Source organism: Pedobacter sp. WC2501 (assembly GCF_052682415.1).
The window spans coordinates 2,845,272-2,870,712 of the sequence record NZ_JBQZFI010000001.1 but is presented as its reverse complement, the minus strand read 5'-3'; the positions used below and the strand labels follow the sequence as shown (position 1 = coordinate 2,870,712).

At 39.4% G+C, this 25,441-nt stretch carries 17 protein-coding genes; 6 read left to right on the top strand and 11 right to left on the bottom strand.

The features are described from left to right. Positions 1-49: 49 nt before the first annotated feature. Positions 50-2,641, bottom strand: a complete 2,592-nt coding sequence (locus ACUN24_RS12405) for a TonB-dependent siderophore receptor (RefSeq protein ID WP_445562760.1) — start codon at positions 2,639-2,641, stop codon at positions 50-52. 99 nt (positions 2,642-2,740) lie between these two features. Continuing rightward, positions 2,741-3,700, bottom strand: a complete 960-nt coding sequence (locus ACUN24_RS12400; RefSeq protein ID WP_445562759.1) for a FecR family protein — start codon at positions 3,698-3,700, stop codon at positions 2,741-2,743. 287 nt (positions 3,701-3,987) lie between these two features. Between ACUN24_RS12400 and ACUN24_RS12395 the strand changes: the two genes are divergently transcribed. After that, positions 3,988-4,140 (top strand): hypothetical protein, encoded by a 153-nt coding sequence (locus tag ACUN24_RS12395; RefSeq protein ID WP_445562758.1) that lies wholly within the window; start codon positions 3,988-3,990, stop codon positions 4,138-4,140. Between the two features lie 949 nt (positions 4,141-5,089). Here the strand turns inward: ACUN24_RS12395 and ACUN24_RS12390 are convergent. After that, complete coding sequence (locus tag ACUN24_RS12390; protein WP_445562757.1) at positions 5,090-5,626, bottom strand: RNA polymerase sigma-70 factor; 537 nt, start codon at positions 5,624-5,626, stop codon at positions 5,090-5,092. Between the two features lie 450 nt (positions 5,627-6,076). Here ACUN24_RS12390 and ACUN24_RS12385 point away from each other — a divergent pair, with 450 nt between their 5' ends. The 3 genes from ACUN24_RS12385 (at position 6,077) to ACUN24_RS12375 (ending at position 10,516) form a co-directional block, all read left to right on the top strand. Beyond that, on the top strand, positions 6,077-6,691 hold the full coding sequence (locus tag ACUN24_RS12385; protein WP_445562756.1) for an RNA polymerase sigma factor: 615 nt from the start codon (positions 6,077-6,079) through the stop codon (positions 6,689-6,691). 92 nt (positions 6,692-6,783) lie between these two features. Then, positions 6,784-7,809: a FecR family protein gene (locus ACUN24_RS12380; protein WP_445562755.1), complete on the top strand. Its 1,026-nt coding sequence runs from the start codon at positions 6,784-6,786 to the stop codon at positions 7,807-7,809. A gap of 10 nt (positions 7,810-7,819) precedes the next feature. Then, positions 7,820-10,516, top strand: a complete 2,697-nt coding sequence (locus ACUN24_RS12375; RefSeq protein WP_445562754.1) for an outer membrane beta-barrel protein — start codon at positions 7,820-7,822, stop codon at positions 10,514-10,516. A 92-nt stretch (positions 10,517-10,608) separates the two neighbouring features. Here ACUN24_RS12375 and ACUN24_RS12370 read toward each other — a convergent pair whose 3' ends face one another. Both ACUN24_RS12370 and ACUN24_RS12365 read right to left on the bottom strand, forming a co-directional pair. Continuing rightward, a complete protein-coding gene (locus tag ACUN24_RS12370; RefSeq protein ID WP_445565136.1) occupies positions 10,609-11,790 on the bottom strand; it encodes an IS4 family transposase in 1,182 nt (393 codons plus the stop codon). Positions 11,791-12,024: 234 nt separating this feature from the next. Then, on the bottom strand, positions 12,025-12,861 hold the full coding sequence (locus ACUN24_RS12365; RefSeq protein ID WP_445562753.1) for a helix-turn-helix domain-containing protein: 837 nt from the start codon (positions 12,859-12,861) through the stop codon (positions 12,025-12,027). A 173-nt stretch (positions 12,862-13,034) separates the two neighbouring features. Between ACUN24_RS12365 and ACUN24_RS12360 the strand changes: the two genes are divergently transcribed. Beyond that, a complete protein-coding gene (locus ACUN24_RS12360) occupies positions 13,035-13,223 on the top strand; it encodes a hypothetical protein (RefSeq protein WP_315423258.1) in 189 nt (62 codons plus the stop codon). Positions 13,224-14,021: 798 nt separating this feature from the next. Then, on the top strand, positions 14,022-14,999 hold the full coding sequence (locus ACUN24_RS12355) for a S41 family peptidase (RefSeq protein ID WP_445562752.1): 978 nt from the start codon (positions 14,022-14,024) through the stop codon (positions 14,997-14,999). 683 nt (positions 15,000-15,682) lie between these two features. Here ACUN24_RS12355 and ACUN24_RS12350 read toward each other — a convergent pair. The 6 genes from ACUN24_RS12350 to ACUN24_RS12325 all read right to left on the bottom strand — a co-directional run bounded on the left by ACUN24_RS12350 (position 15,683) and on the right by ACUN24_RS12325 (position 25,310). Continuing rightward, on the bottom strand, positions 15,683-16,747 hold the full coding sequence (locus ACUN24_RS12350; protein ID WP_445562751.1) for an alpha/beta hydrolase family protein: 1,065 nt from the start codon (positions 16,745-16,747) through the stop codon (positions 15,683-15,685). A 331-nt stretch (positions 16,748-17,078) separates the two neighbouring features. Beyond that, positions 17,079-18,197 (bottom strand): redoxin domain-containing protein, encoded by a 1,119-nt coding sequence (locus ACUN24_RS12345; protein WP_445562750.1) that lies wholly within the window; start codon positions 18,195-18,197, stop codon positions 17,079-17,081. A 60-nt stretch (positions 18,198-18,257) separates the two neighbouring features. Next, on the bottom strand, positions 18,258-19,673 hold the full coding sequence (locus tag ACUN24_RS12340) for a RagB/SusD family nutrient uptake outer membrane protein (RefSeq protein WP_445562749.1): 1,416 nt from the start codon (positions 19,671-19,673) through the stop codon (positions 18,258-18,260). A gap of 52 nt (positions 19,674-19,725) precedes the next feature. Further along, positions 19,726-23,238, bottom strand: coding sequence for a SusC/RagA family TonB-linked outer membrane protein (locus tag ACUN24_RS12335; protein ID WP_445562748.1), 3,513 nt, complete (start codon positions 23,236-23,238; stop codon positions 19,726-19,728). 258 nt (positions 23,239-23,496) lie between these two features. Next, a complete protein-coding gene (locus tag ACUN24_RS12330; RefSeq protein WP_445562747.1) occupies positions 23,497-24,672 on the bottom strand; it encodes a FecR family protein in 1,176 nt (391 codons plus the stop codon). Positions 24,673-24,749: 77 nt separating this feature from the next. Next, positions 24,750-25,310 carry an RNA polymerase sigma-70 factor gene (locus tag ACUN24_RS12325; RefSeq protein ID WP_445562746.1) on the bottom strand — a complete coding sequence of 187 codons (561 nt, stop codon included), beginning with the start codon at positions 25,308-25,310 and terminating at the stop codon, positions 24,750-24,752. Positions 25,311-25,441: the final 131 nt, after the last annotated feature.

Genomic DNA, 25,441 nt, shown 5'->3' with positions numbered 1-25,441 from the left:
TACTAATCAGGCAACCAAGGGATTAAACCTTAGTTGCCTATTCACGCATTTAAAATCGGAAGGAGAGGTTAGCCGCTAAATTTGCTGGCGCCTGTGCATTTGCCCAACTGTCCCAATATTTTTTATTAAAAATGTTGTTGGCTTTAACCTGTATTCCCCAGGCCTGCCTATTGTAAAATACCACAGCATTAACCAGTGTATATGATGGAATAAAAAATTTGTTATCCGATGCCTTGTACATTTTATCTACATAATTCATTCCTGCACCAAATCCCAATCCTTTAAATTGATTCTGGAAAGCGTATGAAGCCCAGAAATTCGCTACATTTTCAGGGGCATTTGCAGCTTTATTTCCATCAATATTGGCATCCAAAGCTGCTTTTACTATACGATTATCGTTATAAGCATAACCTGCCAAAATATTCAGACCGGCAACGGGTTGCGTAATTAGTTCCAAATCTAAGCCCTTACTCAATTGTTTACCATCCTGTATAGTAAATAACTCCTCGTTCAAACGGGTGGCATTGTCAATATTGATCCGGTAATAACTGGCGGTAAAACTGAGTTTCTTTTCAAAAAGTTCTGTTTTGATACCACCCTCTGCCTGGGTAGCGAATAAAGGATCTAAAACCTGCCTGCTTCCATTCGGCTGTGATACTGGAGAAACATTCTGGAAACCACTCATGTAATTGGCAAAAAGTGAAACCGATTTAGGTAGCAATTCATAAACCAGGCCAAATTTAGGTGCATAAGAAGTTTGATTATAGCCATCTTCATCACCTTCAACAGCCTGTCTTTTATAACGATCCAAACGTAGTGATAACATGGCCGAAAGGCGAGGTAACACATTAATCATATCTGAAGCATAAACACTGGCCGTTTGCTGCGTTGGGGAAGGAAAAGGTTCAAAGCTTACCAGTTTATCAATTTGCTGGCTAACAATTGGCTTGAAAGATTTGGTTACATCGATCTGATCAATGGGCTGTATATCTGCAAATAGAAAACTTGAGGTATAATGACGGTAATTTGCACCAACTAAAAGGTTATGGGTAAAACTACCTGTTTTAAACTTGCCATTAAAATTCTGCTGAATATTTGTGTATCCATTATAAACCGGACCATACACATACGAAGCCCGGGTTACATTGCTGGGAGACGACCAGATTACCAAACGCTGATAACTGTGGTCTACATTTTCAGAAACAAAAGAAAAAAGTGTAGTTGACTTAAAGTTATCCGACAGCTTATACACCCCTTCAGCAAATAAACGTGTTGCATAATTTTCAACATCAACATTATCATGAAACAATGTTTTCCGGTAGTCCAGTAATAAATCGCTTGGTTGTTTAATCGCTGCAGTTCTAAATACGTAGTTCATAGGCTGCGTGTTATGTACCTGCAACAACTCTGCATCTACATTTAATGATAACCGTTCATTTACATGATAGGTAATACTTGGTGCCAGTAAAAAAGTATTATTGAAACCATAATCCAGAAAACTCCTTTCCCGATTCAGGGCAGAATTTACCCGGAACAGCACCTTTTTTTCCTGATCAAGCGGTGTATTAATATCTAAAGTAAGGCGGTTTAAGCCAAAACTCCCGGTAGTATAATTAAACTCCGTACGTTTTGCTTCTATCGGTTTTTTTGTCACCACATTCACTACCCCGCCAAAGGAAGAAACCGAAGCACCAAATAAAGTACCTGAAGGGCCTTTCATCACTTCAATGCGTTCGATGTTTGCTAAATCTACAGCAGAACGGTCTGAAGTAGATTCCATACCATTACGTGCATTAATTCCAGTTCCAAATCCCCTGAAATATGCACTTACGCCACCAGAAGGGTTTGTTATAGAAACGGCACCCCCGGCATTGCGTATGGCATCTGCCACGGTTACTGCAACCTGTTCCTGCATCAGCTGCTTGGTTATTACACTATACACCTGTGGATTTTCCAGATTCGTTAAAGGTAAACGTGAAACATATTCCGTCGTTTTGTTTGCAAATTTATTTACGCGCTCACCATTAACAACTACTTCCTGCAGTGCCCTCATATCCTCATATAAAGTGAATAAAACTTCCACCGTAGCATTTGCAGTAACCTGAACGCGCTGCTCCTGCCCCTTTAACCCTACATATCTGGCTGTGATGGGATAACTTCCCACTTCTACATTGGTAAAACTAAAAAGACCATTTTCATCTGCCTGAATTTTGCTGCCGCCCAGATCTATGTTAACGTATGCCGCAGCCAGGCCGTCGCTTGTGATTACCCGACCTTTAATCATTCCTTTACCATTTGAAGGCTGAAGGTTAATCTGGTTTCCTTTTACCTCTATTCTCCTGATCTCTTCTCCAAAAATTCCATGGAGAATATATTCTAAAGTGGCATTTTGATAAGACAAATTGACTTTCCTATTCACATTCAACAAATCCGGACTATAAATAAAACTGCAACCTGCCTTGGTTTCTATTTCTGCCAAAGCCTGGGCGATAGAGACATTGTTAAGCTGAATACTGATTCTTTTTTTCAAAGCTGTGGTTTGTGCCATAGCTGAATTGGTAATGAAAATGGTGAGTAAAATTAAAACGATTGTTTTCCCCATACGCGAAAACAATCTTGTGCTAAATAGCAAAAAGTTCATATTTTTGATTTGAAGTAATGTGATTGATTATAGTGCATTGCTCATACCCGGTGAACAACTTTAGCGACGCGTACACCGGGTATTCATGTTAAAATTTACTTATCTGGACAATGTGACCTCCTTATCTTTCATTTTGTATTTTATATTAAGTGCAAAACTGATATCCTGAAGTACATCAGTCAGTGAGGGATTATCAAATCGGGCCTTTACCCGGTAATTAAACAAAGCAGGATCATTGAGATGAACTTTAACGCCATACCAGCGTTCCAGCTCTGCCGCAACTTCACTTAATTTACGATCATTAAAAATCATGACACCTTTAGTCCAGGCAACAATATGCGCACTGTTAATCGTGGTTTGCTTTAGTGAATGACCATTAAATGTACCCTGCATATTGGGATATAAGATCAGCGTATCGATACATCCGGCAGCTGTAAACTGCACCCTGCCCTCTTCCACAGCCAATTGATCAAAAGGGCCTTCCCAGCTCTGAAGATTGAAGCGGGTGCCCAATACGCGTGTTGTGGTATATTTAGTTTGAACGTAAAACGGTTTGTTTGGATTTTTAGTCACTTCAAAAAAGGCTTCTCCTTTCAGAAATACCCTCCGTTCCGTTTTTGAAAAATGATCGGGATATTTCAACCTGCTTCCTGCATTAAGGTACACCAGGGTTCCATCAGCTAAAGTGATTTTTGCTTTTTTTCCGTATGGAAGCATTACCTCCTTATAGGTTAATGAAGTGCCAGCAGGTGATTGCTTGTTTGATAGATATAAGCCCAAGCCCGCCAGCAAAAGAAATATTGCCGCGATAGATATTCTTTTATACCATACCGGCATCCGAATAACCCTGGCCGGTTCATCATAGGCTTTTACTTCCGGATGCGTTCCTGAAATACGTTGCCATAACTGCTCCTTTAGCTTTGATTCTGCTTCGGAAGAACGAAGTTCATAAGGCTTTTCGGGGCTTCCATCCAACATCCATTGTTCTACGATCTTCCTTTCCACAGGGGTGCATAAACCCGCCCAATACTTTTCTAACAAATGATGATCTACCGACATGAACTCCTTTTAGAATACAAGTCGGAGATCGGGAGATTTACCCTTAGTCAAAAAAAAATATTTTTTTGCTATGGGTTTGCGCCTGTTTAAAATTAAATAAAATTTATTTCGTATGTCAGTCTGAGGGTTAATTAATTGTTTAAAATCAATATGAGTGACGTACAATTTATTTCTTTTGCCATACACCACGGTCTTGCCTCGGCTCGCCGCCGCCGAACGGCTCTTTCTTTTTGGCATCAAAAAGACCAGCGAAGCTAGCTTGAATGCCATTAAAAATATAAACACATATGAAAAAACAAAAACTGCCGGCTGAAAATTTTTCTTTTGAAGCCAGTTGTGAGGTCAGAACAGTTCAGCCCGAAAAATTTGTTAGGCCGGATTTAAGTAGAACGGGGATACCGTACTTTGGCCTAGCTGGATGGAAATACGAAAGTAATTAAAATGCTGATTAATAATGATTCATAAATAACGTCAAATGTAGCGTAGTCGAAGACCATTTCAACGCATTAATAAAGTAAATTCGATTAAGCTATCAATGACAGACTCCAAAAAAAGGTCGTCATTGCGAGTAACCATCAGATCTGTGGCCTGAAAAAAATAGGAATAACGTCCTATATTCGCTTTTTAACGTATTAGGTTTAAGATTTTGCATCCTGCAAAACTCATTGAGCTAAGATGTCTAAGCTGGTCGTAAAAATTAAAGATTACACAGTTTAATTAACCACCTTAGACACCTAAGAACATCTAATTCATTAAATAATCCTTCAGGCTTTCACACCATATAAGAACATGTAAGCTTATATGGTCCTTAAATGCCTTATATGGTCAAAAAAAATAACACTAAATATAAATTATTTACATAAATGTCATTATAAGTAACCATCAGATCTGTGGCATGAAAAAAACAGGAATAACGTCCTATATTCGCTTTTTAACGTATTAGGTTTAAGATTTTGCATCCTGCAAAACTCATTGAGCTAAGATGTCTAAGCTGGTCGTAAAAATTAAAGATTACACAGTTTAATTAACCACCTTAGACACCTAAGAACATCTAATTCATTAAATAATCCTTCAGGCTTTCACACCATATAAGAACATGTAAGCTTATATGGTCCTTAAATGTCTTATATGGTCAAAAAAAATAACACTAAATATAAATTATTTACATAAACGTCATTATAAGGAGTAACGACGAAGCAATCTATCATGCTAGTAATCCTTGCTATAAAGATTGCTTCGTCAGCTGAAAAAGTCTTCTCGCAATGACGATCCGTCTAGGAGATATTTCCATTAAATTCTACCATCATTTATCTTGATTTTTATAAATAATTACTCCTCAATATAACAGCAAAAGGCCATTTATTTTTGTTATAAAAATTTAAACCGCTCTTAATGTAAATAAGTTTTGAGAAAACGCAATGCTTTAGTTAAATGTGCTTCTACTGTTTTTTCTGAAAGCTCAAGCTGCTCTGCAATTTCGGGTATTGTTAAACCACTGTTGCGGCTTAGCGTGTACACCTGTTTGCACCTACATGGTAGCCTGTTCACAAGTCCGTCGACAAAATGATCCAGATCCTTAAAAAGAATAGTTTCTTCTGTATTGTTAATACTTTCGCAGAAATTTTCTAGCAGACACTGGTTCTGGCTTTCCCTTTTAAATTTTTCACGGTAATAGTCACTGATTTTAATCCGCGCTGCCCGAAATAAATAGTATTCCATTCGGGTTTCAATATGAAGCGAATCTTTACGCCTCCAAAGAGAACAAAAAATATCCTGAACAATATCCATAGCAACTTCATCATCATTGATATGGTATTGACAAAAAGCAAATAAGGGCTTCCAGAACTGTTCAAATAAGGTGCGAAAACTTGAATCATCAATTTGATTCAGTAATTTATCATCTTTATTACCCTTAAAAATTTTCACAAATGCGTTTGTTGCTTATACAGAATGGCAAATATAAACCATTATATTTAATAAGTCTAAATAGTTCAGTGATTAATCAGGGAAATCGCTTTTAAAATTTTAACCTGCAATTAGCTTGCTTCTGCATTCATCATCCAAAGCATGCCTTTTTACTTGTAGTTTTCAATATCTTTTTTACTTAAAAAGTTAGCTATTGGGTCTATTAAATGAGTTATCGAACATATACAGTGCAGCTATTTGTATTTAATTATATCTTTTTAATTGCCAAAATTCCTTGAAGGTGTTCTAATCGGGTCACTTTATCCCCTCCAAAATGGCATCTCAGCCTGAAAATCGTATTAAACAAGAATATACGTTTGAAAGAATTTACTTATGTTTGGCTGTCTTAATTTGTGTGACGCAGACTAAACTTGTTCATTCCCGGACCTTAAATCTATTCAGACCGATATTTTGCAAATTCACAACAACCATAATCCGAACAACGAATCCCTAAACTGGAAAAATTTCAAAAATGGTAATGAGGCGGCTTTCGAATCCCTCTACAAAACCTATTCGGCAGGTTTGTATAATTATGGATCGAAGTTTACCAAAGATAAAGACCTTATCAAGGAATGTATTCAGGATCTTTTTGTAGGGCTGTGGACGAGAAGACAGTCTGTCGGAAATCCCGGGCATATAAAAAATTACCTCTACAAATCTTTCAGGCATGCCATTTTCAAAAAAACCTTTCAGCTAAGCAAAAATGAAACTTACGAGGAAACAGAAAACTATCAGTTCCATGCGGTTTTAAATATAGAGGAAACTATCATTGATAATGAAAGGCAGTTGCAGGTGAGCGGGCAGCTTCAAAACGCCCTTGCTAAACTTACGGCAAGGCAAAGAGAAGCCATCTTCCTTAAATTTCATGAGCAACTGAGTTACGAAGAAATTGCCGAAGTGATGGGGATTACGGTAAAGGCGGGTTATAAAATCATGGCCCGTTCTTTAGATTACCTGCGTAATAACCTTTCTAAAGATGATTTATTATTGCTTTACGCACTGCTTCATTTAAAATTATTAAACTGATAATCAAACAGATAAAACAAATTAAGATTTTTCATCCATTTTGATGGGGTAAAAGAAGGCTGCTGCTGCTAATAGGATCAAAATCAATAACAATGAAGAAACAGCTAAGCGATTACAAAGCTTATACTTTAGCAGACCTGATCAATGATGAGACCTTTATCCTCTGGGTACTTCAGCCTGATAAAACAGCGGAACTATTCTGGCAGAATGTCAGGAATACTTATCCAACGCTAGGCCCGATAATTGCAGATGCAAGAGCAATCATATTATCGATGCAATTCGAAACCGATGCACTCGATACAAATGAGGAAAAACAACTTTGGCAAAACATTGCTACCAAAACCATTTCGGTTAAAAAAACAGGCAAAATCTTCCCAATGTGGTACCGTTATGCCGCAGCAGCGGTTGTAGTAGGTATCCTGTTCTGCATCGGCTTATTATATTCGGTTAACCAAAAAGTAAATATCGAAACGCCTTATGGCCAATTGAGAAATATCACTTTACCTGATGGATCAATGGTAACCCTGAATGCCAACTCGCAGATTAAATATGATAAAAACTGGAATAAGAGCGAAATCCGCGAGGTTTGGATCTCGGGCGAAGCCTTTTTAAAAGTAAATCACCTCCATAAAACTGGTGAAATACAAAACCACGAACGTTTCATTGTACATACCGGAGCGGTTAATGTAGAAGTTTTGGGAACTTCCTTTAACGTAAACGACAGAAGGGGCCGTACTGAAGTTGCCCTTTTAGAAGGCAAAATCAGTCTGGATTTAAAAACCGGAGAAACGAAACCGCTTATTTTAGCGCCTGGTGATATCGCTGAATATGCAAACGGTAAACTCCTTAAAAAATCAATTAATGTTGCCGAATATGCTTCCTGGAAAGATGGAAAATTGTATTTCCGCAATGTTCCGCTGGTTAAAATATTCGATTATATCGAAGATATTTATGGCTACAAGGTGGTGGTAGACGATCCGAAGATTCTGGAAAAGAGATTATCAGGTGCTTTAAGCACAAAGGACCGGGATGTGTTATTTAAAGCCATTGGCGTTACCCTGAACATCAATATTACCCCGAAAGCGGCTACACACGAACTGATTGTTACATCTAAATAAGGCATAGATCATGAAAAAGAACTTAAAAGTCAGCTTTATTACCTTGATGTGCGTCCTGTTTTTTAAGCCATTTACTTTTGGCCAGCAGGTAAAACAAGAAGAAACACAAGCTTTAACACAGGTCCTCGCTAAATTGAGCGTAGCATTTAAAGTCAATTTTTTATACGAAGAAAGTCAGCTTAAGGACAAACAGTTAGTTTATCAGGCCAATAATTTTTCGGGCAAACCATTAAAACAGATTTTAGATGCTGTTATTTTACCACTTAATTTGTCATGGTATAAGGTGGATGATAAAAATTACTCCATTTTCCCAGCAGTTTCCAACACCGCAGCACCGGTAAAGCAAAACGTTAACCCTGGCATTGCAGATTCTGTTGCAAAAGACCAGGTAAGCGGCCGGTTGCTGGATGAACATGCCAGGCCATTGGAGTATACCACTGTAACCCTGCTCGTAGCAGCCGATTCATCTTTTGTGATCAACTCGTTAACGGATCTTGATGGGAAATTCACCTTTCCATCAGTTAAACCGGGCATTTATAAAATCAGGGTTTCGCCTATGGGCTATAGCTCCTATACCACCAAGCCTTTTACGGTTGGCGGTAATGCACCGGTAAGCATCGCCCCTATTTCGATTCAATCATCAGGAGAAAATTTAAAAGAAGTTAAAATTACGGCCAGCAAACCGCTGGTAGAAGCCAAAAGCGACAGGTTGATTTTTAATGTAGACAACAGTGCCATGGCGGTGGGAAATTCGCTCCAGGTATTAAAATCGGCACCTTTTGTGCGGATCTCAGCAGATAACACAGTGAGTTTGCAGGGAAAACGGACCATGATTTTAATCGACGGCAAACCCGTGCCAGATACGGCATTGGAAAATATCCTGCAAACCATGCCGGCGGGAAATATCCTTAAAATCGAATTAATTACACAACCTTCGGCTAAATATGATGCTGCTTTTGGCGCTGTAATCAATATCATCACTAAAAAAAGTCAGATTGAAGGTTTTACGGGCGATGTCCGCGCTGATGGATCAACCGGAAAATATGCTTCTGCTAATCTGAATACTTCGGCCACTTACAAACGCAAAAACCTAACACTTTATGCGAGTGGCGGTGTTACCAAAGGAACCGACATTTTCAGTATAAGTTCGGAAAGGTCTCAGGACCCTACCGATCCGCTATACTATTTAACCAACAACTGGTCCCGGATAACAGATAATAACCTCTATAATTTCCAGGCAAGCGCGGAACTGCAACTGGATAAAAACCAAAGTATTGGGCTTCTTGCAAATGGGGGAATCTTTTATTTTAAAGGCCCATGGGCAACAACGAATGCCTTTGGCCGTAAAAACACCCTCATCGATTCGGTATCGTATACTGATGCTACCTTTAACCAACGCGCCAGTTCTTATACCTATAACTTTAACTATCATCTTCTGGCCGATTCAGGAAAAAATGAACTCCTGGTACTGGCGACTTTTACCCCATGGCAACGTAACCTCTTCCAGGATTTCCCTTCGGTAATTTATGATGGAGCAGGCAATATCATCAGAATTCCCACCCACTACCAAAACAGGAACAAAGCCGCTATAGATGTTTACATCGCTCAGACTGATTATATCCATGAGTTTAAAAAGCAATGGAAGCTCGAAGCCGGTTTCAAATTTCAGTACACCAATTCCAATACTAGTGTCGATTATCAGGATAACCGCAACGGACAGTTCGAATCCAACCCCATATTTTCCAATCAGAGCAATTTAAAGGAATCAATTGCTTCCGTTTACGGAATATTGAGCAAGGACTGGAAGAAAGATAAGGTACAAATGGGTTTAAGGATTGAAAATACCCGGGCTGATTTTGTGGGTAACTTCAAACAAGATTACAGCAATTTCTTTCCGACATTTCTTTATCAGCATAATTTTAACCAGGATAACAATATTTCCATTTCGTATAAGCCAACCATTAACCGCGCACCTTATTATGAACTTGTACCCTATACCGTACTGCTTAACCGATATACAATTGAACAGGGCAACCCATCGCTCACACCACAGTTTAATGATACCTATACTTTAAGTGCGAATATCCACAAGCTTAATCTTTCATTAAGTTATACCCATACAAAAGGTACTATCGGACTCTTCCCTTACAAACAGGACCTTACAACAAAAGTTACTTATTTTACGCGCCAGAATCTTAACCGGGCATCAGATGTTTCGCTTTATTTGTTTTACCCAATTAAGATAAACGATTGGTGGGAAACCCTCAATAGTGGTACACCGATTGGCTATAACACAGCCGAAGGACCAGTTTTAGGCACCAACTACAAGCTGGCTGCTTTTCATTCTGACTTTAAAAGTTCGCAGGTTTTTAAAATTTCGAAGAACCTGAAACTACAGATAGATGCCTATTACTGGACCAGCTATGTGCAGGATCTTTCGAAAAATAGTGGTTATAAAAACATCGATGCGTCGTTTTTACTCAACCTTTGGGAAGGTAAAGGGCAGCTCCGGTTGGGTGGAAATGAATTGGTTTTTAAGCGGAACGATTACCTTATCGAACGTAATTATGGCACTTTTAATTCCGCAGAACGGGTTAGTAACGATAGCAAACGTGTTTTTGTAGGTTTTACTTATAAATTCGGCAAATCAAAGATTCAGAAATCGAATACCAAACTGGGTAACGAAGATGCGTTGAAAAGGTTATAAAATTGCGGACTCTTAATCAAATCATATCTGAAATATGCAAAAACTAACGATAACTAGAAGGGTCTTAGCGTCTCCAATGCTATTAAGTTAAGCTATTTATATGTCTGGTGCAACCTGCTTTTATTTTGCCGAACTTTAATTCTGGGAAAGCTTCTTGTTGGCTTTACCGCAACTACAGTTTTAGAAATTTGCTCTATTAGCCGTTTAATTATTGTTTTCAGTTTTGATCCCATGACTAACTCAATTAGGCTGTTCCTAACAAATCTGAATGCATTTTGCCAGTTGAAGATATAATCGTATCTTCTTTTATCCGTGTTTTTTTCAATCGTGTCCTGTGCGGTAATCCCCAGTAAAGCAACGAGATTCATCATGAAAATATGGGCCTCAAATTCCTGGTGTATGCCTTCTGGCTTACGGCTACCAAACTGCTCGAGTTTCATTTTGGGCTTGAGCTTTTTAAAACCCTCTTCAATCCCCCACCTGAAAGTATAAAGCTGGTTAATATCTGCTAAGCTGATATTCTTAGGCTCAAGTGAGGATATCAATAGTTCGATCTCACCTGTTGTTAGTTTGATTTTCGAAACTCTTACTTTTATGGGTTCGCAATCTTGCCCATGCTCGGCACAGGTCCTTTTTTCCCTTAAACTTGGTTGCCACTCCGTAATAAAATCCTCAGATGGATTATTCATTACCTGTTTGGCAAAGGTAGAATTCGATGAGCTAACCCTGATACAAAAGTCACTTTTCTGTTCGATAAGCCTCTTGAATATATTGAAGTAACCAAATCCCCTGTCTAAGATAAAAATAGCCTTATCGACCGCCAGGTTGTTTAGGCAATCCTTGAAAAGAGTTCTCTCTGAGTTCTTCATCTCGCTTATCCGACTCGCCAATACTGTCTTTGTGTTGATGTCAAAAAGCATAAACAATTGGGCAAGACAACTTTTGGCACCATTTTCATTTTCAGAATAAACGCCAAAGTGTTTTTTTATACCCGGTGATGCAGGCAGCGAGACCGTTGAGCCATCGCCGGCGATCAACTGAAAGCCTTTCCAACGTCTAACATAGTGTCGTTGATGAAAATCCACAAGTATGCTGTTCAGATCCTTAAAAAATGAAATTTCGACCTTATAACGAGCCAGTGAGAAAGCTGCCCCAGTAACTGTTTTGACTTTGAATTTGGGCAATAGAGTTGAAATATTGTATTCAACAGATTCCTTGAATAGATTCAAAATTGAGGTAACTACGATAGGAAAGGTAAGTGAGCGCTTTCTGATGAAAAACTTTGCTTTGGTAATATACTTCTCAGGGGTCGGATTTTTTTGAATAAAATCACATGTTTTTTTTAGGAGAAACGATATGTTTCTCCTTGGAAATATTGCTGGAAATTAAACTCATGTATCTTTTTTGATTGTATATAAATATACAAAAAAACTATCTGAAAATCCCAAAACCCTTAACTTAATAGCATTGGAGACGCTAAGACCAGTAGGGGTCCGGTTTACTATTGATTATTTAATGTAAGACAGGAAATAGTCCTTGCCGCTGAATTGCTTTGGTGTAGTTCCAAACATATTTTGAAAGGCATTTGTAAAATGAGCCTGATCGTAAAATTTATTTGAGACGGCCAAATCGGTAAGATTGGTCGCTCTCTGCATCCCAAAAGCCAGTTTGTCAACGACCCCTCTGAGCCGGATGATGTTTGCAAATTTCTTTGGGCTTATTCCCAGACCCTTCTTAAATAGTTTTTGGAGGTACCTTGGCGAACATCCCATTATTGCGGAGATATGTTTAATTTCTATCTCACCAGCAACTTTCATGATCATTGAAGCTGCCAGGTGGAGGTTTCTTGCCGTTAAATCTTGTCTTACAAATGGTCTCCATTTTTCCGAAATCATCCTGCAGATATCAGCATTGCTCAATAGTAAATCCTCAGTTACCTCCGGCATGATAACATCAGTCCGAAAGAATTGGTCCGTATAGCGATCCATATCCTCATCCGTAAAATACATAGGGGTCCAGGGAAAGAGCTGTACCATAGTCGCCCTGCTGTTAGGGCGTATTTCTATTCCGATGAACTCGGTCATCTGGCCACAGAAGTATGTTCCTTTCTGCAGTGAGATAACCTTATTCTTATGATTGACAGTCAATCCATTTCCACGAATAATCGCAATATTGAAGCAACCATTGGGAAGCGCATATTTATCAACCAGCATCGACAAATTTTCTAAATTATCAAGTGTCCAGATTTTTTTCACAAATAAGGACATACTTAAAGGCACACGATATTCACTATAATTGAACATATTTTCTTTCCCCCCCGGTAAAATTATTGTGTTGATTGGCAATAGTAATTAAAATTATTTGGTTATAACACAGGTTTATTTTCTTCCCGAAATAGTCGCTAACCGTTCGCATTTCTCCAAGTTTTCAAGGGCGCTTTTAAATATTTTTGCTCAGGAGTTCTTGTCTAAAATCATCTTTTTCAAGAAATATTGAATAGAAATTTAAAAGAAAATAAGTGTTAATTGAAATACATACAAGCGAAAATGAACGAGCTGCCAGTCTGTTAAATTTCTTTAAAATAGCTGTATCACCAGCCAACGGCCGGATATTTATTGAATACGAAAATGTTGATCAGGTTCCTTCTATTTACAGGATACTTGAAGAAGCAGACATCGATGTTTTCAACATTGAACTGAAACATTAAACACCAGACGCAATATAAATTATTTTCTTCGATGCATTTTCTTAAATTATTGCCCCAGTGGCGCCAGCATTCTCCTTTGTGACTAGTAATATTTAAAATATCAAATAAATATTTATCAAGCTTTCATATCTAATATAACGATTTGTTTATGCCAAAAAAATAATAAAAACTTAAAGCCCAGGCGGGTATGCTTGCGCCAGATGGGTTATATTTTATCGAAACAAATACAGCTGGTTCTTGGCGCACAAACCCCTACCTCTTGTGGCGCCCAGCTTAAGGGCAGCGTAACCCTAAATAGAGGAATCGCTTACCCAAAACAGACCCTGGGGTTACCTTTTAGGTAAGCAAAAGGTAACCCCAGGGTAAGCAAAGGGTAACCCTGGGGTTAACCTGGTAGCAAGAAAGGGTAAACAACAGGTAAAGAAAGGGTAAGTAAAAACGGTCTTTTTACCTTTTCAGGTAAAACAATCCTGTTTTATACGTAGTAAGCCTGCGCTCAATACAAAACACACAAGACGATAAATAGAGAGGTTAAATAACCATGGGTAATAATTTTAAAGTCTTTTGCAACCTATTTAATTTATCATCGTCTTATTTTCTATTAGATTTACTTGATCTTTCATCAAGAAGTTGTTGACAATAGCTGCCTGGATAATTATTCATTATTACGATCATGAAGCCCTTATAAAATGCAATATTTTTTTTTTACATAGGCTTGGTACATGTTATATTCTTAATATTTTATGATATATTGAATTATAAAAGGCAAAATAAAATGAATAACTAAAATTATTACCTATGGAAAAAAATAGGATTAAATATCTATTATTTTTGTTTTTTATGTATCCGCTCTGCACCTATTCACAGCAGGATAAATATTCGCCTGGCAAAGAAATAATCAAATTAAAGAATGAAGTTTTTTCGATAATTAAAAGTAGCTCCATGTATCGTGATTCCGTAGATTGGCACGGGGTTACCCAAGAGTTAAAGGCATTAAAGTTTACAGAAAATGATAGTACAAGCAAGCGTATTTTATATGATTTTTTCACAAAAAAACTAAGGGAAGCAGGAGATAAACATTCTTTTTTTATATCTAAGAATTCTATATCCAAAATCGTCGGAACACCAGTATCCCTAAATCCCGAAGCTGATTATCTAGGTGAAGGGATTGGATGGATTAAAGTTCCAGAATGCCTAACATTCGACGCAAAAAAAGATATATCTTTTGCAAACAGGATCCGTTCTGAAATAAAAAGAATTGATTCTGCCCATAATATTTTAGGATGGATAGTGGATCTACGTCATAATGGTGGAGGAAATATGTGGCCGATGCTTGCCGGACTAAATGCGCTTAGTGAAGATGGAACGGTAGGCTACTTTGTGGATCCCAAATCAAAGAAACAACAGCCATGGATCATTCAAAATGGAAAATTATTTTCCTCAACGATCATCAGCTACAAAATTAAGAACACGAAAACTAAAATTGCTGTTCTTATTGACTCACTAACAGGAAGCAGTGGAGAAATGACGGCGATTTCTTTCATGGGACTACCGAACGTAAAAGTGTTTGGACAACCCTCTGCTGGCTATACTACTGTTAATAACAAATATGCTTTCTCCGATGGATCTCAACTTTTACTCGCAGAAAGATTCGCGGCTGACAGAACCGGTAAAACTTATAAAGTTAAAGTAATACCGGATGTAAATGTGAATGATTTGTCTAACACAAAAAGCGATGGAGTGGTGCTAACGGCAAAAAAATGGTTATTAGAATAATATCCGAAATATATTGCATTCCAGGTTTTTCTGGAGGCCATAGCAGGCCTATGGTGTAATTAAATTTGCACAGCCCTGTAACTTTGTTTAAAACACACAACACCTATAGACACGATGTTGGCATCCTACCTTTTATATAGCCTTCGTTCTGGATCTTATAGATTACCGATTTTAGCTCTGAATATTTGGTCATTATCCTATTAAAATCAACCAGATTATTGCGGGTATCAAGCTCGTCAATATCAAGGTGGAATTTCAGTCCATCCAACCCAACTACGTTATGAATCTCGTAGATAACGAAATGTTCATACCTACAATGTATCTTACTTATCTGGTTACCATTAAAGTCCATTTTTCCGATGGCCATTGACTCCATTCTCTTGAAACGCTCCTTTTTGAAAGCGGAATGACTTTCAGCCTCCGCCTTATTATCACCTTTTGGTGTATTCTGATCGGTGATACTCGATTTTTACTTCGCTATTCTAGGCATTGCGTGGTATTATTAGGTCTATTAGCCTTTCCGCGGAATCATAGATTACCATCCTGCGGAAAATGGATACGTCAAATTAATCATTTCTTTTTCTGCATAAAAGGCCTGTCGGGGCAAAATTTCAAAATACCTAAAATTAAGTATCCGTTAGACCATCAAAAATCAATCATTGGAATAATGATATTATGACAAATTACTTTAAATAAGAAGCAATCCATGTATAAACTTGCTTTTTAACCTTGGGTGGAAAAGCGTGGCGTCCGCCATCTTCGTCAAAATATATCACTTTTAAATTATTAGCAGATTTAAGTTTTTTGTAATAAAATAATGCTTCATGATAGAGTTTCTCGGTAGATTTTACGTGGTCCGTACTGTTTGCTTTATTCTGCTCAGTATCTTTGTCCCATTCCCAAAGTCCTCGGGTCATTAAAAAAGGTCTTGGTGCAATCAGGCCCACAAAATCAGAGGTTCGTGCTGTATTTAGAAATCCGGGAATTGCCGTATACGCATACCGTTTGCTGGGCGCCTTCTCATCAAACCAGTCAGCCATCTCAAATACGCCACAGGATGAAACACCTATTTTGACGCGAGTATCGGCAAACATGAAGTATGCCAAAGCATTGCCACCTGCAGAATGGCCGATAGCTCCAACCTTATTTTTATCAACCACAGGCATGGCATACAACACATCCATTGCTCTTTCTAAATCATATACTTCCTTTCCAATTGTAGATCTTCCTACAGACATAAGCTGTCCAGCCCAATGTTCTGTTGCTTGCAGCGACTCTTCATACCACAAATTAGTCAAGGTATCCGGCTTACTAATTCTTCTTCGGTTACCGTGATAAAACCTATCAGGACATATAACCACATACCCTTGTTTATACAGTTCTATGCCGTAATGTTGGTCGTCGTCACCTGCAAGGCCAGCCGGTTCAGCTTTACCAAGGTAATTACGACTGCCGTCTTGATGTATCGCAATCAGAGCCGGTAATTTGGTACCAAAACTATGATTTGGAATAAATAGATAAGCTGTAATGTAGTCTTTGGGTGTATGAAAAACCGCACTGCTATCTTCCGATAAATAACGAATTTTATACCGCCAGCCATTTTCAATATTTATTTTCTCTAATGTATCAACAAACAATTCTGGTGGTTTAGGCATTGTGCCTAATAAACTAATCAGGGTATTTTTGTTTTTCTGTCCAAAGCAGGAAAGACTGATAATCAGAAGAAATATAGCTAGAATGCTTTTCATATTTAAGTTTTGATAATTTAGACAACTTATAAATCAATTAGGTTACACCAGATGAAGAAACAAGGACTTAGATTCGCCCTTTTAAACAGATAACAATTTGATTGTTAAGTGCGAATAGTTACTAAATGGAATATAAAAGAGCATCTCATGCCGTATGGCTCTTTATTTCCACAACTACAGCCGATACACATAGAGAAATCTGCGCAATAACCTTGGGCTTAGAAATAACGATGACGCGCTGAAGTTTGCACAGGCCAGTAACCTTCCTAAAACAAAAATAGCTGCAAACCCAGGGGCCGCAGCTATTTATATATTGGTGTGTGTATTTTTACTATTTGAAGATGCCTGCCAGGGTTTTATTCAGTTCCTCTCCTCTTAAATCTTTACCTACTACCTTACCTTCCGGATCAAGCAGAAAGCTTGCCGGCACAGATTTTACGCCATAAGCTTTAACGGCCGAGTTCGACCAGGCCTGCAGATCAGACACATGCGTCCAGGTGAGGCCATCAGCTGCAATGGCTTTTAACCAGGCCTCCTTTTTAGAGTCAAGGGATACACCCAAAATTTCAAAGCCTTTATCATGGTATTTTTTGTAAGCGGCAACTACATTGGGGTTTTCTCTCCGGCAGGGACCGCACCAGCTTGCCCAGAAATCAACCAGTACATATTTACCTTTAAAATCAGAGAGCTTCACTATCTTACCATCCTTATCAGGCATCGCAATGGCCGGGGCTACTTTCCCTTTGGCGGTTTTCGCATTAGTTTTTAATGCGGTGTTGATTTGTTCACCAATTTCTGATTGCTGCGCATCTTTAGTGAGCAGCCCGAAAAACGCTTCGGCTACCGGGAAATTCGGATAACTGATAAAACGGTCATAAATAACTGCTGCAGATCCGGCCGAAGCGGGATTTTTGAGAATATACTCCTTTACGGCTGCAATGTTCAGTGTATCCAGGATCCTGAATTCCCGGTCGAAACCTGCACGGGTAGCGGTATCTTTTTTACCCGCTTTCTCAGCCTGATCAAGCCGACCGTAAATATCTCCTGCTTTATCTCTGATTGCTTTCCAGGGACCATTATAAAAGCCCATATATACATCCTGCGCAGCAGATCCATTAATAACTACCTGAGACAAACTATCAGGTTTGGCCACATGGATAGCAGAATTCTCCAATATAAAAAGTACTGGGTTTTTCAGGCCCTTACTTTCCAATTTATAAAATCCTGGTTGTTTAACCACTCCTTTAAACATAAAGCTACCATTTACAACTTTGGCTGAATCTGTAACTACATATTTATCCCCAACTTCGTGACCAAGATAGATCTTGTCTTTGACGGTAGGAAGATTACCGGTCAACACATATTTTCCGTTTTGCGCCAATAGCGGGCCTGCGTAACATACCAGTGCCACCGGTACTATGGTTAATATTCTCTTAAATAAAATGTTCATATTATATTATTTTTAACTTGGTGATTACATTTTCAAGGCTTATTTCATGTACTACTTTCCCTACTTATCTACATTTTGTTTAATGCTACCATTACCCGGATTTTTAGAGGCGCCCTGTGGAAATGGCATCGTCCAGAGATGGGAATTCGGGGCAAGCGTTAAGGCCTGTCCGGCCTCTGTTTTGCTCAGTGTAACGGCGTAGTTCGGATCCTTGTTCAGTCGGCGTGCATCAGCAAAAGGTGTAATCCCTAAAATAAGCTCGTTTCCTTTGGTTCGCTGGATAAGCTTTACCGCCTCTATGGTGTTAGCTGCGCTCAGCGGTACATATTTCGCAGCAAAGATTCTTTTCACCCGCACAGCGTTCAATGTAGACATTGCACCGGGAACATCGTTAAGACGTGCCTGGCATTCTGCTTTAATCAGGTACACTTCAGTAGTTGTTAAACCACCCACGTTGAAAAAACCCGTGGTGATGCTGGTATAATAGGTATCTGCGCCTACTGTCCTGAGTTTCCAGCGGGAAGCAAACCTTGCATCCCCCTGTTCAAAACGTGCTGCACGGTCAACGCGGATCGCCTGTTCCCGTCCGGCATTGCTTGATACACCGTGACGGAAATAATAATTTTCCACGTAATTAAATCCCATTGGAGAAGGAGCATTGTTATAAATATCAACAGCCTCTATCTGCGTTTTGTAGGTATTATAAAATGTTGTCCAGTCAAACAGTTTATCGTTATACTTCAGGGCTTCATTTGCAGCAGCAAGCGCATCAGCATATTTTCCCATTTGCAGGAGTATCCTTGCTTTCAGCGCATTCGCAGATCCGAGATTGGGATGCAGTACTGTTGCACTGGTGGCACCCAAAGCAGGAATGGCCTCATTAATATCCTTCAGCATGAAATCATACAGTTCTTTGATCGATACCTGGGTATAAGCCGCGCCAATATCAGCACTGAGGATCAGTGGTACCGATAATTTGGTGGCTGCATTTGCTTCTTCATAAGTGTCTGCATAATAATTGACCAGGATATCATAATCCATTGCCCTCAGCACTTTTGCCTGTCCAATCAGTTCCGCTTTTTGTGCCTCAGTCCCCTCTGTTGTTCCTGCTGCCTTTTCGATAATCAGGTTGCTGGTATTGATTCCTTTGTAATTGTTATAGTAATTGCCTTCATCTGAATTGTTAAATGCGATCCTGTCAGCCGATTCGTTCCAGTTGTAATTCGCCTTGTACAGCGGATAGTAATTCAGGTTGCTGCTGGTTTCAAATTTATCATTGAGCAAAAGTACGGCCTGGGTGATATCTGCACGGTGGTTTCCATATTCATCGCGGATCAGGGCTTCATAATCTGACAGTGTAGTTGGAATCTGGCCATTTCCTACAGGAAGGATATCAATAAATTTTTTGCAGCTGCTAAAGCTCAGTACTGAAGCAAGAGCGGCTAATTTTATGGTGTTTGAAAATATATTTTTCATCACTTATGTCTTTAAATATTGTTTGCTGCTAAATGCAGTATAAAATGGTTTCCTAGAAATTAAGATAAGCACCCCATACATAATTAGGAGTAAGGTATCCGTTGAGCAGGTATTTTGCAGTTTTGGATTTGGCCAATGTAAATGCGTTCTCCACATTAAACTGGAAACGGATATTGCTTAATCCTGCTTTTTTAGCCACCTGCTGTGGTACGTTATACGCCAGTGAAATATTTCTCAGGCGCATATTTGTCGCATCCAGTACGTTGATGTCTGCATACTTGTAGATATCGGCGCTTTGGCTGTTGTAAGTAGGGTCCTCAGCAAAAACAACTTTAGGAATATTGGTCTTCAACTCGTCTCCGGGATTTCTCCACCTGTTTACGATATCTTTATTTACCGATGAAATTTGAGTTACGTATCCGTTCAGGGCACTGTTGTAGCTGGCCCCCAGTGTAGGTAAAAATGTATCTCTCATTTTATGACCGCCCTCGAAAGTCAATAGGAAAGACAGGCTGAAGTTTTGATAGGAAAGCGTACTGTTTAATGATCCGCTGTATTTTGGAACGGTCGATCCGCTGTACACAATAGATTGCAGCGTGGCAGGTGAAGCCATTACCTTCTCTCCCTTTTCATTGTAAACCTGAGGCAACCCTGTATTACTCAAACCAGCCCATTGATAACTGTAAATGGCATTGTATGGATTTCCGATACGTGGGAATGATTGCGGATAATCAAGCTGAAGGACATAAAAAGGTGCCTCTACGTTGACATAAGTAACTTTGTTTTTATTAAAGGCGTACTGCATCCCCAAATTCCAGGTCAGGTCTTTGCCACGGATGATATCACCAGACAAGGCCAGTTCAACTCCCCGGTTCAGCATCTCTCCGTTATTGATCACATAGGTTGAATAACCAAACCCTTCAGTTGGCACACCCTGCGTGTTGGCCAGCAGATCCTTGCCACTTTTATGGTAGTAATCAACCGATCCTGAGAGACGGTTTTTGAAAATTGCGAAATCCAGACCGGCATTGGTGGTCGTAGTTTTTTCCCATGATAACAATGGGTTTGGCCTGCTGCCTATAGTAGCCTGCAAACCGCCTACGTTATAGTTGGGGTTGAAATTGAAAGTAGTAAACGGTGCACTGTTGGTGTAAACATTACCGCCGATACCATGCGAAGCACGTAATTTCAACCTGTCTACCCAGTCTGCATTAAAGAAAGATTCCTTATTGATATTCCAGCCGGCACCAAATGACCAGATTGGTGTATTCTGGTATTTGGAGCTCGTACCCCAAAGGTTCGACCTGTCCCAGCGGATACTACTTGTAAAAAGATACTTTTCATCATAGGCATAGCCAACATTACTGTAGAAAGAGACAAAACGCTGTGTACTGATCCTGTTAACCGCCGCATCCCTGTCGGTGAAATTTCCTCCGCCGAGAATATTACCGGGGTAGCTGCCCAATAAAGGCTGGTTGACCAGGCTATAGGTTAATGTATTTGGATTATAGTTGTAAAGCGACTGATTATCATATTCAATTTTTCGGTTCATGATCTCAGAACCTAAAATTGCGGTAAGGCTATGTTTCTCCCCAAAAGTTTTGTCTACGTTTAACTGCTGGCGAAAGTTATAGGCATTATTGAACTGATTTTCCTTGTAATTGATATTTCCGTAAGGCAGATTAAAAATTGCCTGTCCGCCACTCACAGGATTGAAAGAAGCAAAACTATTTACCTTGTTGCGAACAAAATAGGAGTTTTTATCATACAACTGATCAAGCCTGCTGGTGGCATACTCATATTGAAAACTTGATTTGTAAGATAACCAATCGGTTATTTTTGCGCCAAGGCGGACAAACGACCTGCTGGTAAAGTTCTTTGTTTTACCAATGTTCATTGCCTGTTCATCCAATGGCGTAATGTCCATATTGTATAGCCGGTTATTATTGATCAGTACCATGTTATTGGTTGATAAACGTGATGCAGCAGTCGAGATAAAGTTGCTTCCGTCTGCATTCACCAACCTGTCATAAGGTAAAAATGTATAACCTGGCGACAAGGTGTTGTAAGGTTGGGTTTTGCCTTCGTTATAAGAAAGGAATGTGCTCAACTCCATAGTCAGCCATTTATTGATCTGAGTGGTATTGTTGATGTTGATGCCTAGCGATTCATCTCCCGCATATTTATCCTGTGTTTTGTTATTGCGATAGGTTGCGGAAGTGTACAACGCATTTTTTTCGGTCGCGCTCCCAATACTCATGTTATATTGCTGATAAAAAGGACTGCGCTTGCTATATTTTTCAACATCATCATAATACTGGTATCCGCCGGCTGCCAGCTGGCCTAATTTTGTATTGAGATCTGCCTGTGAAAGTATGCCCGCAGCATTTCTCAGAATGGCATTGATGCCCTGGCTTGGGTAGGCCACATTCCGCAATAAATTAACCGCATAGGTGCTAGCATTTGCACCGCGTAAATTAGGGTTATTGGCAGCCCACTCCTTCTCCAGTTCAACAACATCTGCAGAATTGGTAAGGTTATCCGTGTATTGCCTGTAAGGAGAAAGCGTAAATGTACTGGAAGCAGAAATTTGTGGCTTGCCTTTTTTGGCTTTCTTGGTAACAATAACAATGACACCATTAGAGGCACGTGCCCCATAAATAGAGGCAGCAGCAGCATCTTTTAATACCGTAATACTCTCGATATCTTCAAGGTTCAATCCCGGTATGCCTACTGCTACAGTTTTGTCATTACCATTTAAGCTCCGGTTTTCCACAGGAAAGCCATCGATCACGTATAAAGGCTGTACCAAGTCGTTGTTCATTGAAGTTGTTCCCCTGATCAGACCGTTATTGTAACCTGGTATCCTGCCTTCCAGCAGCGATTGCATACTGCTCAAACGCTGTTGATCCAGTTGTTTGGACGATACCGTTGAAAATGATCCTGTTACACGCTCTTTAGACAGGGTTTGATATCCTGTAGAAACGGTCACTTCATCCAGCTGACCTGTTTGAATGGTCAGGATAATATTGCCCAGGTTTTCCGAAGCCTTGATTTCTCTGGTCTGATAGCCTAAAAATGTAATCGTTAGCACAGCATCTTCATCAACATCCTTCAATGTAAACTCGCCATCTTTATTAGTCACTACCTGTTTTTTCAGTCCCTTTACACTTACAGTAGCGCCGGGAAGCGGCAGATTATTTTCATCCAGCACTTTTCCGGTTACATCAATTGATTGAAATTTTTTGATGATTTTTTCCAGGAATGCAGGCTCTTTTTTTCTAACCAGTACAGATTTGTTAGCGATGGTGAACTCCAGCGACTGGTTTTTAAATATCTGATCCAGAACATCACTTAATTCTGCATTTTTAACATCGATCGTCACTTTTTTAGAATTCTTTAATATAGAATTCGTAATCACAAAATCGTAACCGCTCTGGTCGCTGATCTGATCGAAAATGGTAAACAATTCAGCATTTCTGGCTGACAAAGTAATTTTTTGTGCGTAGGTGCCCGCACTTACTTGCATGAAAAAAGCAAGCATGAGTAAAGTGGTTAGCTTCATAACTCTCCATAGGTTATTTTGCGCGCTGAAAAAGCGCACCGGTTTAGTGCAAATTTGGTACATTTGGTAAGTTAGGTTGTTGCTTCAAGCCTTGTATTTTCGAGATCGCGGCTTTTAGCGGTTAGTTGACAATTTTGTTAATTCCCAGCCTTTTTTGCCAGTTCGATTGACGTCGGACTGGTATTTTATTCTGGAGCACATCCTCCTGTGGTTCCAGGGTGTACTTTGAATTTCCTATAGAGTAGATATAGTAGATTTTTATTGTATGACTGTCACCCTCCTTCCCTCAACTTTAAATTTAACATCATTGGAATAGCTCAGCATATTTAGTACTTCGCTTATATTTTTTTGACTTGAAATATTACCATTAAATTTCTCATCTGATACTTTACCTGTATATACTACGTCAATATTGTACCAGCGGATGATTTTTGCCATTACCTCCTTAATCGACTCATTTCTGAAACGGAAATAACCATTTTTCCAGGCCATCACATTTTTAATGTCTGCAGGCGCAACAGTAATAGGTTGCCCATCCTGTACTATCGATTGCTCTCCCGGTTTGATGATTTTCCCCTGTTCCGCACGATTTGACACCTGCACGCTTCCTTCAAGCAACGTAGTTACGGTTGTGTGTTGATCACCGTAGCTGTTGATATTGAAATGTGTACCCAGCACCTGTACCTCCTGAAGGTTGGTTTTTACGATAAAAGGGTGTGTTTTGTCTTTTGCAATTTGAAAATAGGCTTCACCTGTAAGTTCAACCTCACGCAATTTCGCCGATGCAAATGATGCAGGAAATTTGATAGAAGAAGATGCATTCAGCCATACTTCACTTTGATCGGGCAGGCGGAGGCGGTAAGTTTCACCCATGGCAGTCGATAAGGTATGGATGTGTGTACCTGTAGCCATTTGATCATCTTTTACGGTATAAACAACCTGTCCATCAGCAGTTTTACTGATCACTATCCCCGCTTCGCTGGCCAGCTGCCCCTCATTGGCGGCAGACAATACTATTTTTTTGCCGTTATCAAGGGTAAGTGTTGCCGTGTTTTTACCAGGAGGTATATCGTTCCTGATGATATTAACCATATTTTGTGGCTGTGGCTGATTGCTGTGATAAATAAGGCTGCCCCCTATAACGAGCAAAACCGCCGCTGCTGCTGCAATGCTAAACCAAAGTTTACGCAGCTTGCCCCTGCTCCGCACAGCAGATGTTACCTCAATCTGCGCTTTTAATTCCTCCCACTTTTTATTAGTATGAAAAGAAGAGTAGGCTTTCAATGCATCAGCAGATTCATCCCTGATGGCACGTAGTTCCGCTAAAAGTACCTGTTCATCGGCACTCAGGGAATTTGACGACTGTTCACCTGCTTCCAGTTTATCTAAAAGCTTATTCCAGTCAGGAGTAAAAGGGCTGAGATTTTTATCCATATCAATACACTGTCGTAGCTATATCAAAAATGGGTGACAGCAAACCGATAAAATCTCTACTTTTTTTCAGAATAAATTTAAAAACGCGCTGACAATGAAGAAAAGGCAATAAAAATAAGAATTGCATGATTACGAAGCGCTGAATAAGCCCTGCTTAATTGTGTTTTTACCGTATTGATTGAAATATTTTGCTTTTTAGCGATTTCTGCATAGCTCATTTTATCAACCGCATGCATAATAAATATATTTTGCCTGTTTTCAGGCAATTTTTGAATCAATTCTACAATTTTGAGATATCGCTGATGTCTGATTTCGTTATATTCCTGCTCATCATGATGTTCTTGTTCCTCTTCCAGAGCGGCGAGCATCGAATTCCTCTTCTCAGTCACGGCACTTTTACGCAGAAAGTCAATGCATTTATATTTTACTGCCCTGCGCGCGTAAGCTTCGAAACCTGTGGTCAGTTGAATGGTATGGCGCCTCTGCCAGAAGTCAATGAAAAAGTCCTGCACCATATCTTCCGCTGCAAACTGATCATGAACATATTGCATAGCCACTGCACACAGAAATTGATGGTTTCTGCGAAACATCGTCTCGAATTGGTCGATATTGAGTGTTTTACTATCTTCTCCTTCCATTAATTAAAATCAAAAATGCGCTTTGATAGTGAACTCAGCATAGGGTAAGGGAAAAATATTCAGTAAAGCAAATAAAGCATTTATTGAATGGCATAATTAGTTAAAAACAATGAATTTACGAAATGAATGTA

Excerpts from the sequence above, each read along its gene's own strand:
- ACUN24_RS12405 (WP_445562760.1), bottom strand. The coding sequence starts at position 2,641 with ATGAACTTTTTGCTATTTAGCACAAGATTGTTTTCGCGTATGGGGAAA.
- ACUN24_RS12400 (WP_445562759.1), bottom strand. The coding sequence starts at position 3,700 with ATGTCGGTAGATCATCATTTGTTAGAAAAGTATTGGGCGGGTTTATGC.
- ACUN24_RS12395 (WP_445562758.1), top strand. The coding sequence starts at position 3,988 with ATGAAAAAACAAAAACTGCCGGCTGAAAATTTTTCTTTTGAAGCCAGT.
- ACUN24_RS12380 (WP_445562755.1), top strand. The coding sequence starts at position 6,784 with ATGAAGAAACAGCTAAGCGATTACAAAGCTTATACTTTAGCAGACCTG.
- ACUN24_RS12375 (WP_445562754.1), top strand. The coding sequence starts at position 7,820 with ATGAAAAAGAACTTAAAAGTCAGCTTTATTACCTTGATGTGCGTCCTG.
- ACUN24_RS12355 (WP_445562752.1), top strand. The coding sequence starts at position 14,022 with ATGGAAAAAAATAGGATTAAATATCTATTATTTTTGTTTTTTATGTAT.
- ACUN24_RS12350 (WP_445562751.1), bottom strand. The coding sequence starts at position 16,747 with ATGAAAAGCATTCTAGCTATATTTCTTCTGATTATCAGTCTTTCCTGC.
- ACUN24_RS12345 (WP_445562750.1), bottom strand. The coding sequence starts at position 18,197 with ATGAACATTTTATTTAAGAGAATATTAACCATAGTACCGGTGGCACTG.
- ACUN24_RS12340 (WP_445562749.1), bottom strand. The coding sequence starts at position 19,673 with ATGAAAAATATATTTTCAAACACCATAAAATTAGCCGCTCTTGCTTCA.
- ACUN24_RS12335 (WP_445562748.1), bottom strand. The coding sequence starts at position 23,238 with ATGAAGCTAACCACTTTACTCATGCTTGCTTTTTTCATGCAAGTAAGT.
- ACUN24_RS12330 (WP_445562747.1), bottom strand. The coding sequence starts at position 24,672 with ATGGATAAAAATCTCAGCCCTTTTACTCCTGACTGGAATAAGCTTTTA.
- ACUN24_RS12325 (WP_445562746.1), bottom strand. The coding sequence starts at position 25,310 with ATGGAAGGAGAAGATAGTAAAACACTCAATATCGACCAATTCGAGACG.